The sequence below is a fragment of the Bacillus sp. FSL M8-0266 genome (genome assembly GCF_038613425.1).
GTDB classification, from domain to species: Bacteria; Bacillota; Bacilli; order Bacillales; family Bacillaceae; genus Bacillus; species Bacillus pumilus.
Map to the genome: position 1 here is coordinate 548077 of NZ_CP152015.1, position 13691 is coordinate 561767.

Below are 13691 nucleotides of genomic sequence, written 5' to 3' on the forward strand. Positions count from 1 at the left end.
GCCTAAATAAATTCTTTTTTCTTTCATTAATTGAAGGGTGGATCAGAGAACTTGAATTCAAAAATGGTGAGGGATGCCCAAAAGAGCGGCAGAGTTCTTAACAGAAACTTTTGATTTGTTTTTCTGTAATCCCTTCGATGACCTCTAATTCACTTAGCAAAAATTCATGGGCATCATCTAGCATTTTCTTTTCACTTGCATTTAGTGCTTTCTCTTTTTTCATACGCATCAGGTCACGTACAACTTCAGCACCGTCTTGGATGCTACCCGTTTTTATTTTGTTTGTATTAATTGTATGCCGTTCTTTCCATGTCGGTATTTGAACTGATTCGCCATGCTGGAAAATGTCCATCACATTGTTTAATGCCAGTATATCTGTAACAGGTCTAATGCGTGAACCCGATATTTTCCGTGTTGGAATCATCACTTTCATATGACTGATTGACATATTAATCACATAATACTGTTGTTTTTCATCAGAAAATTCTTTTTCTTCTATGGCTTCAATTATACCTGCTCCGTGCATTGGATAAACAATGTTATCACCAATTTGAAACATATCATCCGCCTCCATATCATGTATCTACTTTAAGGGTACCACACTTAGGGGTAAAATAATCAAATTTTTAATAATAACATGTTTATTTATTTTTTGTCAATAAATTTAGTTCTAAAAAAAAGAGATTATTTCATGAAAATGTTGGATGATTTTTGAATATATCCTCTAGAATCTCATTACAAGAAAAACAGGATATCCACCATTAAAAAAGACCAGCCATTGAGCTGGTCTTTCCAGATAGAATCCGATCATAATGTCGAAATATCAATGACAAACCGATAACGCACATCACTTTTCAGCACACGTTCATACGCTTCATCAACTTGACTTGCGTTGATCACTTCAATTTGTGGTGCGATATGGTGAGCAGCTGCGAAATCGAGCATTTCTTGTGTTTCTTGGATGCCGCCAACGAGTGAACCAGCAATGCTGCGGCGCCCGGTGATTAATGAAAAGACATGGAATTGATCTGGCTCAGGTGGTGCACCGACATTCACCAAGGTTCCGTCCACTCGAAGTAAGGACAAATAGGCGTCTACATTGATATTAGCAGAGACCGTATTGAGAATGAGGTCATATTGTCCGGCTAGTGTCTGAAAGGTATTAGGATCACTTGTAGCAAAATAGTCTTTTGCACCAAATGACAGTGCTTCTTCTTTTTTATTCATAGAGCGGCTCAATACTGTGACTTCAGCGCCAAGTGCACGTGCGAATTGAATGGCCACATGACCGAGTCCGCCCATCCCGACGATGGCGACTTTTTTGCCAGGACCTGCCTTCCAGTGCTTTAACGGAGAATAAGTGGTAATGCCAGCGCAGAGAAGAGGACTTGCGACATCAAGGGATAGTTGATCTGGAATGCTGACGACAAAGCGCTCTGTCACGACAATCTTCTGACTATAGCCGCCGTAAGTTGGTTCCCCGTCATAATCGAGGTTATTATAGGTTTGGACGACTCCTTTCTTGCAATATTGCTCGTCTCCATTTTGGCAATATTCACAGGTGCCGCAGGAATCAACAAAACAGCCAACACCTACGCGGTCTCCGATCTGAAACTTCGTCACATCATCGCCGGTATCGGCCACGACTCCAGTAATCTCATGACCCGGAACCATTGGGAAAATACCGCCGCCCCATTCATCAAAGGCGCTGTGGATATCTGAATGACAGATCCCGCTAAATTGAATATCAATTAAAATATCATGTGGACGAAGCGCTCTTCGTTCAATGGTTGTCCGTTCAAAGTTCGCTTTTGCATGTGAAACACTTAAAACGTTTGATTGGTGCGTCTGACACATTCTAAATCATCCTTTCAAAAGTAAGATTCTGTTCTACTTCTATACTGTACGTCTTAAAGTGAACTCTAAGTCAATAGAGAACCCTCTTCAGGCTTTTCAACATCCTTAAATAAAGAATTGAGCCAAAAGCATCTTGCGTTCTCTATCAAATTGGAGATGATGAGAAGAAGGAATTTCATTTTTCATAAGGTGAGAGAAGAAGAAGAGAAGGGTGAAAACAATGAAAATAGCACAAGCCGCCAAGCAGCTCAATTTATCTACTGCTACGCTCAGATACTACGAGAATATTGGTTTAATTCGACCGATCCGTCGTGATGAAAACGGTGTTCGTGATTATGCAGAAGAGGATATTCAGTGGATTGAATTTATCAAATGTATGAGAAATGCGGGTCTCTCAATTGATGCACTTCGAGAATATACTGCTTTATTTATCGAGGGCGAGGATCATACCCTGTCCTCGCGAAAAAGTATTTTGGTGAATGAGAGAGAAAGACTTGTAGAAAAGCAAAAGGAAATCGAAGAGACGATTAAGCGATTAGATTACAAGATAGAAAGTTATGAAGATATTATCCACAGTTATGAACAAAAGCTAGTTCATCAACTAAAAACCAGCTCTATTTAAATGAAGAAAAACCTGTGACTTGTCACAGGTTTTGTGGTGTGGTTATCTTTTTGTGTAACGCACCCAGTTATAATGCGCGTGGAGTGGTGTAACACCGTTATAGGAGCCGAGCCATTCATCGACACCTGCACCATTCCAGAGGTTCATCATAATCTTTCCTGGAGTTTGAGGGATTTGAGTAGTGGCAGTATGTTTTAATTGTCCGTCCACATACCATTTGATCGAGTTGGGCTGCCAGTCAAATGCATACGTGTGATAAGAGTTTGCTGCATCAAAACCAAGGTTGACGATCTTTTCATGATTTCCTACACCATTGGTATAGTAGTTAAACTGAACCTTTGTCGTATCTTTTCCAAGAAATTCGATGTCAATTTCATCCCAAGGCGTACCATCAGTCGGTCCTGTATAAGTAAAGAACGAAGACACGATCCCAACATTTTTGGCTGGTTTCATACTGACTTCATAAAGCCCGTAGCCATATGTTTGAGTGGAACGGTTTTCTCCGCAGTCAAACTTATTATAGGAAGGACTTGTGAGCGATAATCGCATTTCCCCTAACGACGTCATGGAGACATTGTTTGCACGCCACGTACAGTTAAACATGTTTCCATTCGAGTACCCATTGGCTTTTTGCCATAACCCCGTATTATAGTTGTTAAAAGGCTCATAAAACGATCCGCCTGTTTGGGCCGAGGCACCCGCAGTAAATGTGGATAAACTCAATACTATTCCAGTGACAAGCAGCATCAACATTCGTTTCACACGGTAAGACATGTAGGCATTCCCCTCTCTTGTTTTGAAAGCGCTTTCTTAATTGATCATACATGATTCTCTCGAAATGGAAAATCGGTCTAATATATGATATTAAAGAGGATTTTTTACTAGATTTTTCTCTTATTTCATAGGAAGTTACGAAAGAAAATGATCTTTTTCAGGCTATTTACTAAAGAATGATTGACAAAGCGGACAGTTGTCCGTAAGATAATACCGGTACAATTGTCCTAATGAAAACCAAAAAGTTTTGATTGAACACATAGAGAGAAGTGCAATATGGATGAAGGTAAAGAAGGTGAAGCATCATGGAAAAGGATATTGGGAAGGAAATTGAAGAGGTCGCTTTTACTTTGTTTCAGGAATTTGGCGTGGAAAATGTCAGCATGCATAAAATTGCCAAAACAGCTGGTGTTGGGCAGGGTACTCTTTATCGCCGTTATGCCAATAAAAGTGATTTGTGCCTTTCGATCCTTGGAGAAAAATTTGAACAGCTGATCCCTGCTTTGCATCTTTACTTGAGCAAAATCAGTGACCAGCCGGTTCGTGAACGTTTGCGTTATGTGCTCGAAGAAATTCATCTCATTGTCGGTCATCATTTAGACTGGATTCGGATGCTTACGATATCTGGGAATTTAGAGCAGACAAGCAAAGTGTATGACTGTCATTACAGTCAATCGCTTAGGCAAATGATTCGTGATTTGCTAGAAGAAGCAGATGAAAAAGGTGAAGCGAATATACAGGATATTGAACTGACGACACTTTGTATGTCCTCTCCGATGACGCCTGAAATGATGTTTTATATTCATGAATCTGGTTATACAATCGAAAAAATCGCTCAATTCGCTGCAGAAAAACAGATTTTATCTGTTTTCAATAGACATTGAAGTGGCTCATTTCTGACCGTCCTCACTTCCTATGATTGATTTAAATTGAAAAAGAAAAGGAGCCAACCTACTATGAACAAACAGCAAGCAGTAGCTTCTCATATTCGAACGCTGCCCATTATTATCTCATTTATTACAGCTGGTTTTATTGGCTTGTTCAGTGAAACGGCACTAAATATGGCGCTGAGAAGCTTAACGTTAGACTTTGGAATTGAAGCGACGACAGCTCAGTGGCTGACAACAGGATATTTATTAACACTTGGTATTCTCGTACCAATTTCAGGACTCATTCTTCAATGGTTTACAACAAGACAGCTTTTCATGACGTCGCTCGTCTTTTCGATCATTGGAACTTTTATCGCAGCAGTTGCACCAGTCTTTAGTATTTTAATGGTGGCACGTGTCGTACAGGCAGTCGGGACAGCATTGCTTCTTCCATTGATGTTCAATACGATTTTGGTAATCATCCCGCCTCATAAACGAGGCAGATCTATGGGGATTATAGGTCTTGTGATCATGTTTGCACCAGCTGTTGGTCCAACAGTCTCTGGTCTTATTTTGAAATCGCTGACGTGGCATTGGATTTTCTGGATTTCACTTCCGCTATTAATAGCTGCACTCGTCTTTGGTTTTATCTTTATGCAAAATATTACAGAACCAACAAGACCAAAAATCGACATCTTATCCATTGTGCTTTCAACCATTGGTTTCGGAGGAATTGTGTATGGCTTTAGTAGTGCCGGTGAAGGCGGCGGCTGGAGCAGTATGCATGTGATCGTGGCAATTGTAGTAGGTGTCATTGGGATTCTTGTATTCTCTCTCAGACAGTTGAATATGAAGGAACCGATGCTGAACTTAAGCCCGTTTAAATATCCGATGTTTGTCATTGGGTTACTGCTGATCTTAGTTTGTATGATGGTCATGCTGTCTGCTATGATGATTTTGCCATTGTATCTGCAAACATCCTTGGCACTAACGACCTTTACAGCAGGTTTAATGCTATTGCCAGGTGGAATTATCAACGGTCTGCTGTCTCCAATCATGGGTGGTTTATTTGATAAGTTTGGACCGAAATGGCTTGTGATTCCAGGGCTTGCGATCGTCGTAGTGACGATGTTAGGTTTTACCAATCTAAGTGTGAATACATCGATTGGATACATTGTGACCCTTCATATTACATTAATGGTCGGCATCGCGATGATCATGATGCCTGCACAAACAAATGGATTAAATCAGCTGCCGCCAGAGCTATATCCGCATGGTACAGCGATTATGAATACATTGCAGCAGGTGTCAGGAGCCATTGGTACTGCGGTTGGTATTTCGATCCTTTCATCAGGAACCCGCAGCTTTATGGAAAATGTGGCTGATCCTGCAAATCCGATGAACAAGCTGCTCGCCTTTACAAATGGCGTCCAGCATGCATTTATCTTTGCTGTGATCGTGACCGTCATTGGTTTGATCATCGCTTTCTTTATTAAACGAGTGAAGGTAGAACAGCAAGTTTCATAAAACAGATGAAAAGCACTGAGGACTTAGCGCCGCAGTGCTTTTTTCAATAAAGTAGATCAAATTAAATGGGATACCAGCTCAAGTTGATCTACTTTATTAGTTTTTTAAAGATCTATGAATCTGCATTTTAAAACAAAACAAAAGAACACGGTGCCTATCCTCTTGGAGCAAAACACAAGATGATATATTCTTAAATATTCGAAACGGCTTCTATTTTAAATTCTTTCTCAAATTGGTGTAGTGCCTTTTCTAATTTTGAAAGTCCATCGTCAATCTGTTCTTTTGTGACTGTCAGAGGAGGGATCATTCTAATCACTTCTCCTTCGTTACCGCATAAGTAAAAGAGAACTCCCTGCTCAAGGGCATAATCTAAAATCTTCATGACAGCGTTCCCGTCCGGTTTTTTTGTTTTTGGGTTTAACATTTCAATTCCAATCATTAAGCCTACTGAGCGTATCTCTCCAATGATCGGGTGATTTTTTTTCATTTTTTTTAGTTTTTCAGTAGCATATTGACCAACCACTTTTGCATTATCTAGTAACCTTTCTTCTTTCATGATTTCGAGAGTGGTTAACGCTACCGAACAGGCAATTGGATTTCCACCGAACGTTGTTCCATGACTTCCAGCAGGCCATTTGCTCATCAGTTCTTTTGAAGCTACTGTGGCACTTAAAGGTAGACCAGAAGCTATTCCTTTAGCAATCGCCATAATGTCTGGAGTGACTTCAAATGTCTGAGTAGCAAACCACTCTCCTGTGCGTCCAAAGCCAGTTTGTACTTCATCAAAAATAAGCAGTATACCATGCTGATCGCATATGTCGCGGATCTTTTTCAGCCACCCTTTAGGAGGGATGATGTAGCCGCCTTCTCCCAATACAGGTTCTAATATGACGCAGGCTACTTCTTCAGGTGTCACTTGGTGTTTAAATAATTCTTCAAAATGTTTTTCTAATTCGTTGATGCAGAAAGTTTCTGGGTCTTTACCTTCGGGGCACGCCTGCATATTAGCGTAAGGCAGATGATAAGTCAGGTGAGAAGGATTTACATATTTTCTATATTTACTTTTTGATGTCGATACGCTTAAAGCACCTAAAGAACGACCATGAAAGCACCCCGTAAAAGAAATAGCATAAGGTCTCTTTGTAGCATATTTAGCCAATTTTAAAGCTCCTTCAATTGCTTCAGCGCCGCTATTGGCAAAGAAAAAACAATTTAAATCTCCTGGCAGAATTTCACCTAGAGATTTGGCCAGTTTTAAAATGGATTCATACATAATGACTCCCGAAGGGCCATGCATTAATTGATCTGCTGCATCCTTGATACTTTGTACAATTTTAGGATGGCGATGTCCTGTATTAGCTACTGCAATCCCGGAAGTAAAGTCTAAATAGGTTTTCCCATCTAGCCCGTAGTAATAACAACCTTCTGCTTTTACTACAGGTAAGTTTGGATGATCTTTTGCCATGCTAGGTGCTAAATAATCACCCATGTTCTCAACTAAGGAACTCCAGCTGTTACTCATAAAATCTTACCTCTCCCATCTTCTTGAGTATTGTTTAAGCTTGTTACATTCCACCTCTACCTTTCCTCTTTCATCTGTTGCAGATGTAGAATAACACGAAAATAATGAACTCAAAATTTGAACTTCTTTATGGTAACTATTGAAATGAATGATGTAAGATAATCCGACAAGATATTGCAATGTCTTTAGGGGGTTAAATATCCTGATTAACTTTACAAAAAAACGAACTAACCATTTGGCAGTTCGGTTTTTTGTACGATTAGATTTTCCAAATATCTATCTTAATGGTTGTTCATCAGCTGTTTACTTTAAGGGTACGCAGATATTCAGAGAATTTTTCAAGACCTGCTTTTAATACATCTGTTGAACATGCGTAACCGATACGAACATATCCTTCCATATCAAAGCAAGAACCGGGCGTTAAGAATGTGCCATTCGTTTTAAATAGGTCAACGCAAAATTCTTCTGATGAAACAGGGTAATCGTATTTCAGCATAGATGTTGTGCCTGCGCGTGGCTTTACGTAGGAGATTGAAGGTTCGTTTTGAACCCACTCATCTAAAATAGCCAGGTTATCTTTGATAATTTTGCGGCTTCTCCCCAGGACTTTGTCATAATTTTTAAGAGCATGAACGGCTAACATATCGTCAAGCACACCACAACTGATGGTTGTGTAATCACGGTGTTTTATGCATTCAGCGATCACATCACTTGGACCTGCAATCCAGCCAAGGCGCAAGCCGGCTAATGAAAATACTTTTGACATACTTGATGTACTGATTCCTTTTTCATATAAATCAGCAACAGATGGCACTACAAGGTTATCTTCCTGTAATAGGTTTCTGTATACTTCATCGCTCAGCAAGTAAGCATCACATGAGCGTGCAATGTCTACAATCTCTTCAAGCATTTCTCTCTCAATAATAGCACCTGAAGGATTATTCGGATTGTTGATAATAATCAATTTTGTTTTTTCGTTAATCAGAGACTTTAATTCGTTTAGATCCGGCAGGAAGTTATTTTCTGGTCTCAATGGCAGCAGATCTACATCCGCGCCAAATGAAGCCGGCACATCATATAATTGCTGGTATGTTGGGTGTACAGCAATTACATGATCTCCTGGCTCAATAAGAGAATAGAGCACTAAGAAGTTTGCACCGATTGCTCCATTCATGACAAGCACATTATCAGCTTCAACTGTCTCATACAGGCCAGATACTAAGCTTTTAAACTCTGGAGATCCTTCAATATGTCCGTATGTTAATTTTTTCTTTCCGACTTCATTGAAAAAGTCAGCTGGATTTGTGCCATCCATTCCAATCAACTCATTTACAGTGAAAGATTCAACACATGTTTCCGCGATATTATAAACGGCCTCTTGCTCGTATAAATTCATCCAATGTTCTACAGCAAATGTTTTAATATTCATCCTATTAACTCCTTTGTAAAGAATACTTTCTAAATCTGCTTATTTAAAAAGTTATCGATTCATTACAGCTTTGTCGACATCCCAATTTGTTTTTCTTCTGCTTGTTCTAGAACATAGTTCGCTGTCAATAGATCTTGAAGAGAAATGCCTGTACTGTCAAAAACAGTGATGTCTTCTGGAGAAATGCGTCCTGGTGCTTGATTTGTAATCACCCCTCCAATTTCCGAAACGATGCTATTTTTTGTAATGATGCCTTTTTTGAATGCAGTTTCAAATTCTCCTACCGTAACAGACTGTTCAAGGTCATCAACGAATATGCGAGAATCAGTTAAAATATTTTCATCAATTTCCTGTTTTCCTGCCATGTCTGCACCCACACATGAAAAGTGAGTACCCGGCATTACCCATTCTTTTTGAATAATTGGTTGGCGTGCTGGAGTAGCCGTAATAATAATATCTGCATTTCTCGTAGCTGTTTCAATATCATTAACTGGCGTATACTCAATCTCTATCTTTTGAAGCATTTCTTCATAAACTTCCGGGTTTTGCTCTTTAGTTTGAGCTAACAGCTCTTTTAACTTGCCTTTGATGTCTGCACAAAACTGACCAGCCTTGTCAAATGAATGGGCATTATACACTCGAACTCTTTTGATATGATTCATTGTCATTAAAACAGCTAAGATTTGATAAGCCGCAACATGACCTGATCCTACCATCAGCAATTCTTCTGAATCTTTTCTTGCTAAATATTTAGCTCCAATTCCACCAGCTGCTCCGGTGCGCATCATGGTCATATACTCACCGCTCAAGATGCCGATCGGAAGACCTGTATGGCTGTCAAGAACTAAGACAGTACCAACAACAGCAGGAAGATCTTTAGAAGGGTTATCCCCGAACCAGGAAACAAGCTTTAAACCGAAAATGCCTACTCCTGACAATTCTCCTGATTTAATATCCATGTCCGCTTTACCAGGTTCGAACTCGTGAAATACCATTGGGAATAAAGAAGCTTCTTTATTTTCTTTTAACACGTAAGCTTTTTCTACGATATCAATTACATTTTGCATATCAAGAATAACTTTGATATCTTCATGATTTAATACTTTAAATGGATACATAATAACCTTCCTTTCCCTTACCTCGTTCTGCTCTTTATCCAATCTATCACAGGATGAAAAAAGCTAAAAATTAATTAATTTAATAGTATGTATTAGAAAACTTTAGCGATATATTATAACTTTAAGAGTAAGGAGAAGATTTGATTTTTATTGGTATTTTATAGAAGCTAATCCATTTTTGTTTTATATACATTCGATAAACTGCTTTCCTACATCGTTAACATTTTTGATATAATGTTTTGAATGCTATTCTTTTCAGTGCATCTTGTCTATGGGGTTATATGGTTCACCTTATATCAGATGATTTTTTTATACTTTTGGTTAGTAGTTTTTGTAGGCTATAAAAAATATAGATAGTGAGATGAAGGTTAAATGGAACTCAGAAATCTAAAAACTTTTCAAGTAGTAGCCAATGAATTGAATATGACCAAAGCTGCAAAGATCTTAAAATATACTCAACCCACTATTACTTTACAAATTCAAGTATTAGAAAGGGAAATAAATCATTCTCTATTCACCCGTATTGGGAAAAAAACGTTTTTGACACCTGCTGGAAAAAAATTAAAGCAACATACAGATAGATTATTTGAATTAATGGAATATATGGAAAGAGACATGGAAGAGTTAAATGGTCCTTCCGGAAGTCTAACTGTTACAGCTTCAGAATATTATTGTACGAATCACCTATCCTTACTACTTAGTTCTTATACAAAATTGCATAAAAAAGTGAAGCTACGCCTTATGCCAGCGAACAGCCTTATAGCTGTCGATAAAATTTTAAATAATGAAGCAGATATTGGGATTGTTGCAGGGGAAGTTGATTCCTCAGAATTAGAAAAGTTTGTTTTAGAAAGGGAAAAGGCGGTGTTGGTTGTCTCCGCCGACCTTGCCAAAAACCGTTCTAAAGAAGAGGTTATAGAATCCTTTCCGTTTCTCGCATATCATGAACATTGCGGTTTTAGCTCAATTACAGAGCAGTGTTTTTCTGAAATTAACACCCGTCCATCTTCTATCATTGAATGCGGGGGAAGCGATGAAACGATTAGACGGGCAGTTTTAAATAAAACCGGAATCGCCTTGCTTGGAGAAAATATGATTAAAGAAGAATTAGCAGAGGGTATTCTTCTCCCTTTGCATTACTGTGAAAAACCAATTGAAACATCTGTAGTATTTTTAAAAAGTCGTTCAGAAGGACCAACCGTTCAATCTTTCTCTGAATTGCTCAAAGACACTTGGTTTGCAGTTACAGATTGATCGTTTTTTCTTAAACATTATTTATTTTTATAGGTTTTCTGCTGTGATATAGAGTAATATAAAAACGAGTTTTTCACGTTTACAATAAACATGGAAAACTCGTTTTCTAATTTTTTATTTTCTTAGTATCGTGTGTTATATTCAGTGTGTTACTTAGCTTTATTGATTAGTTTAGCTAATAAACGTATACCATCTTCAATGTCTTCTTCGTCAATTCCTTCGAAACCAACTAAAAAAGCGGGATTATCTTTTTTATTTTGATGAATTCAGTAAGGTGGTGCTGATTCAGTAGAAGGAAAAGAGGAAAAAGGAACGAATGAGTTAAGAAGAAATGAATAAGATAGGAGACTGAGATCATGAACTTACAAGAACAAATCAAAATCGCTGAGTCATTACGTCAACCATCTGAAGGTTCATTACCGAGTCAATCGGAACTAAAACCAGTCCATCCACCTGAAGTGAACAAAATGGAATATGACATTCCAACAAGTGCTGGCGAAACAAAGGTATGGGTATTTAAGCCGGTCAACACATCAAAGCAGCCGCTTCCTGTTTTTGTGAATTTACATGGCGGAGGATTTATTCTAGGCAGTGCTGAAATGGATAACCACTGGTGTCCGGTCATTGCAGACCGAGCCCAATGTATCGTCGTCAATGTCGAGTATCAGCTTGCTCCAGAGCACCCTTTCCCAGCCGCTCTTCATGAATGCTATGATGTGCTGAAGTGGCTGTATGAACACCCTGATGAGCTTCAAATAGATCCCAAAGCAATAGCCATTGGCGGACATAGCGCAGGAGGAAACTTGGCAACGGCTGCTTGTCTCTTAAATATTCAAAAAGGGAACCAACTCCCGATTGTCTATCAAGTGCTTGATTATCCGCCACTTGATTTAGCCACTGATCCAGCACAAAAGCCAGCGTTTGAAGAAGCGATCCCAGTTGAAATGGCGAGGCTCTTTAATGCCTTCTATCTGCAAGGCCAAGATCCGCGCAATCCGCTCGTTTCTCCAATCTTTGCCGATCGTTCATCCTTGGCACAAATGCCACCAGCTCTCGTTATCACAGCTGAAAGAGATTCGCTAGCTCAAGAAGCCGAACAATATGCGGAGAAGTTAAAAGAAGCAGGGATAGACGTCACGTACAGACAGTTTAAAGGAGTTCCCCACGCCTTCACGCATGCCGGAGATTTAGAAATAGCTGAAGAGGCTTGGCATCTCATGAGTGATCAATTGAAGAAGGCGTTTGAATAAGAAAGAAGCATTGATAGAAAAGCACAGAACCTAGCGGGCCTGTGCTTTATTGTTGTGAAGTGAATGAAAAAGATCAGATATATGCCTTTATAGTCGATATAATAGAAAGAATAGTAGACTTAAAAAAGGAGCGAATCTAATGGAAAAAGAGAATCTACAGGCATTTTGTCTTTCTTTAAAAGGAGTCACCCATGATTATCAGCCAGAATGGCAGGCAGATCGATATCATATTGGTGGAAAGATGTTTGCTATGATGGGCGGAGATGCGAATCGAAAGCCTGTTATCACTTTAAAATGTGACCCTCAACGTGCTGAAGAACTAAGAGAGATGCATGAGGGGATTATTCCGGGCTATTATATGAATAAGACTCATTGGAATTCCATTTACCTTGATGCAGACATTCCAGCTTCATTTGTAGAGGAGTTAATCGAACATTCCTACCAATTGGTTTTTCACAAATTAACAAAAAAATCTCAACATGACATCCTCCAACATGATGAATGAAGCTAGACAAGTCACCCCTGTGATTCTCTTCAAAATTGACTAGAGCAAAGTGCTGTCGTTATAATTTAACTAGTTAGAAGACGTTCATAGGGGGATATAAAATGAACTATACAGTCATTACAGGAGCAAGTTCAGGTATTGGATATGAGGCGGCACTGGCCTTTGCAGCACGAGGCAAAAACCTTATTTTAGCTGCACGCCGGCTCGAGAAACTCCAAGAACTGAAGAAGGAGATTCTTGATCAATATCCCGATATCAAAGTAAATATACAGTCTGTCGATTTAACCGACATGGAGCAAGTGTATTCATTTTATGAATCATTGGCTGAATATGAGCTCGACACCTTCATTAATAATGCAGGATTCGGCCATTTCGGCTCGATAGGAGAACAGGATGTAAGTAAAATTGGAGATATGCTTCATCTGAATATCGAAGCCTTAACGATTTTATCCACTTTATTTGTTCGTGATTATGAGCAAGTAGAAGGGGCTCAGCTGATCAACATTTCTTCAAGAGCGGGCTATACAGTCGTCGGCAATGCCGTCACCTATTCGGCCACGAAGTTTTACGTGAGCGCCTTTACAGAAGGATTGGCACTAGAGTTGAAAGAAAAGGGAGCTAAGTTACAGGCCAAAATATTAGCACCTTCTGCAACAGAATCAGAATTTGCAAAGCGTTCATTAGATGTAGATCAATTCGAATATGAAGGCAATATCAAGAAATATCATACATCAAAAGAAATGGCAGCTTGTCTGCTTGAGCTTTATGACCATGATAAAACAGTCGGTATTGTTGACGGCAAGACATTTGATTTTGAATTGAAAGATCCGATTTTTTCACATGCTGGTCCAAGTATGAAATAGAAATGATACATCACTGAGGGAAGATGTCCTCGGTGATTTTTTTATGGCATGATTGACTGTGTGGTAACCACATGGTTTAGAATGTGTACACAAGGAGGGAA

Annotated in this window: 13 protein-coding genes; 7 read left to right on the forward strand and 6 right to left on the reverse strand. The window is 39.1% G+C overall.

Going from position 1 to position 13691, the window contains the following annotated elements:
- Positions 1 to 97: 97 nt before the first annotated feature.
- The gene (locus MKY83_RS02685; RefSeq protein WP_044140588.1) at positions 98 to 559 is read right to left on the reverse strand and encodes a CarD family transcriptional regulator; all 462 of its coding nucleotides are present in this window, start codon (positions 557 to 559) and stop codon (positions 98 to 100) included.
- Positions 560 to 807: 248 nt separating this feature from the next.
- Complete coding sequence (locus tag MKY83_RS02690) at positions 808 to 1857, reverse strand: NAD(P)-dependent alcohol dehydrogenase (protein WP_342488106.1); 1050 nt, start codon at positions 1855 to 1857, stop codon at positions 808 to 810.
- Between the two features lie 220 nt (positions 1858 to 2077).
- Between MKY83_RS02690 and MKY83_RS02695 the strand changes: the two genes are divergently transcribed.
- A complete protein-coding gene (locus MKY83_RS02695; RefSeq protein WP_044140590.1) occupies positions 2078 to 2479 on the forward strand; it encodes a MerR family transcriptional regulator in 402 nt (133 codons plus the stop codon).
- A 42-nt stretch (positions 2480 to 2521) separates the two neighbouring features.
- On the opposite strand, the gene MKY83_RS02700 is transcribed toward MKY83_RS02695, so the two are convergent.
- Positions 2522 to 3253: a glycoside hydrolase family 16 protein gene (locus MKY83_RS02700; protein ID WP_065097497.1), complete on the reverse strand. Its 732-nt coding sequence runs from the start codon at positions 3251 to 3253 to the stop codon at positions 2522 to 2524.
- Between the two features lie 305 nt (positions 3254 to 3558).
- Between MKY83_RS02700 and MKY83_RS02705 the strand changes: the two genes are divergently transcribed.
- Together MKY83_RS02705 and MKY83_RS02710 are read left to right on the forward strand one after the other, a co-directional pair.
- Positions 3559 to 4137 carry a TetR/AcrR family transcriptional regulator gene (locus tag MKY83_RS02705; protein WP_065097496.1) on the forward strand — a complete coding sequence of 193 codons (579 nt, stop codon included), beginning with the start codon at positions 3559 to 3561 and terminating at the stop codon, positions 4135 to 4137.
- A gap of 72 nt (positions 4138 to 4209) precedes the next feature.
- A complete protein-coding gene (locus tag MKY83_RS02710) occupies positions 4210 to 5649 on the forward strand; it encodes a DHA2 family efflux MFS transporter permease subunit (RefSeq protein ID WP_342488107.1) in 1440 nt (479 codons plus the stop codon).
- A gap of 190 nt (positions 5650 to 5839) precedes the next feature.
- Here the strand turns inward: MKY83_RS02710 and MKY83_RS02715 are convergent, their stop codons facing one another.
- From MKY83_RS02715 to MKY83_RS02725, 3 genes are all read right to left on the reverse strand, one after another.
- A complete protein-coding gene (locus MKY83_RS02715) occupies positions 5840 to 7171 on the reverse strand; it encodes an aspartate aminotransferase family protein (RefSeq protein WP_003214463.1) in 1332 nt (443 codons plus the stop codon).
- A gap of 295 nt (positions 7172 to 7466) precedes the next feature.
- Complete coding sequence (locus MKY83_RS02720) at positions 7467 to 8600, reverse strand: aminotransferase (RefSeq protein ID WP_003214003.1); 1134 nt, start codon at positions 8598 to 8600, stop codon at positions 7467 to 7469.
- 62 nt (positions 8601 to 8662) lie between these two features.
- A complete protein-coding gene (locus tag MKY83_RS02725) occupies positions 8663 to 9718 on the reverse strand; it encodes an ornithine cyclodeaminase family protein (RefSeq protein WP_106033104.1) in 1056 nt (351 codons plus the stop codon).
- A 372-nt stretch (positions 9719 to 10090) separates the two neighbouring features.
- On the opposite strand from MKY83_RS02725, the gene MKY83_RS02730 reads away from it, so the two are divergent.
- The 4 genes from MKY83_RS02730 to MKY83_RS02745 all read left to right on the forward strand — a co-directional run bounded on the left by MKY83_RS02730 (position 10091) and on the right by MKY83_RS02745 (position 13590).
- Positions 10091 to 10972 (forward strand): LysR family transcriptional regulator, encoded by an 882-nt coding sequence (locus tag MKY83_RS02730; protein WP_034620212.1) that lies wholly within the window; start codon positions 10091 to 10093, stop codon positions 10970 to 10972.
- 356 nt (positions 10973 to 11328) lie between these two features.
- Positions 11329 to 12222: an alpha/beta hydrolase gene (locus MKY83_RS02735; protein WP_342488108.1), complete on the forward strand. Its 894-nt coding sequence runs from the start codon at positions 11329 to 11331 to the stop codon at positions 12220 to 12222.
- 139 nt (positions 12223 to 12361) lie between these two features.
- On the forward strand, positions 12362 to 12727 hold the full coding sequence (locus tag MKY83_RS02740) for an MmcQ/YjbR family DNA-binding protein (protein WP_003213869.1): 366 nt from the start codon (positions 12362 to 12364) through the stop codon (positions 12725 to 12727).
- A 101-nt stretch (positions 12728 to 12828) separates the two neighbouring features.
- Entirely contained in the window at positions 12829 to 13590 is a 762-nt protein-coding gene (locus tag MKY83_RS02745) for an SDR family NAD(P)-dependent oxidoreductase (protein WP_342488109.1), read from the forward strand.
- The last annotated feature ends 101 nt before the right edge of the window (positions 13591 to 13691 follow it).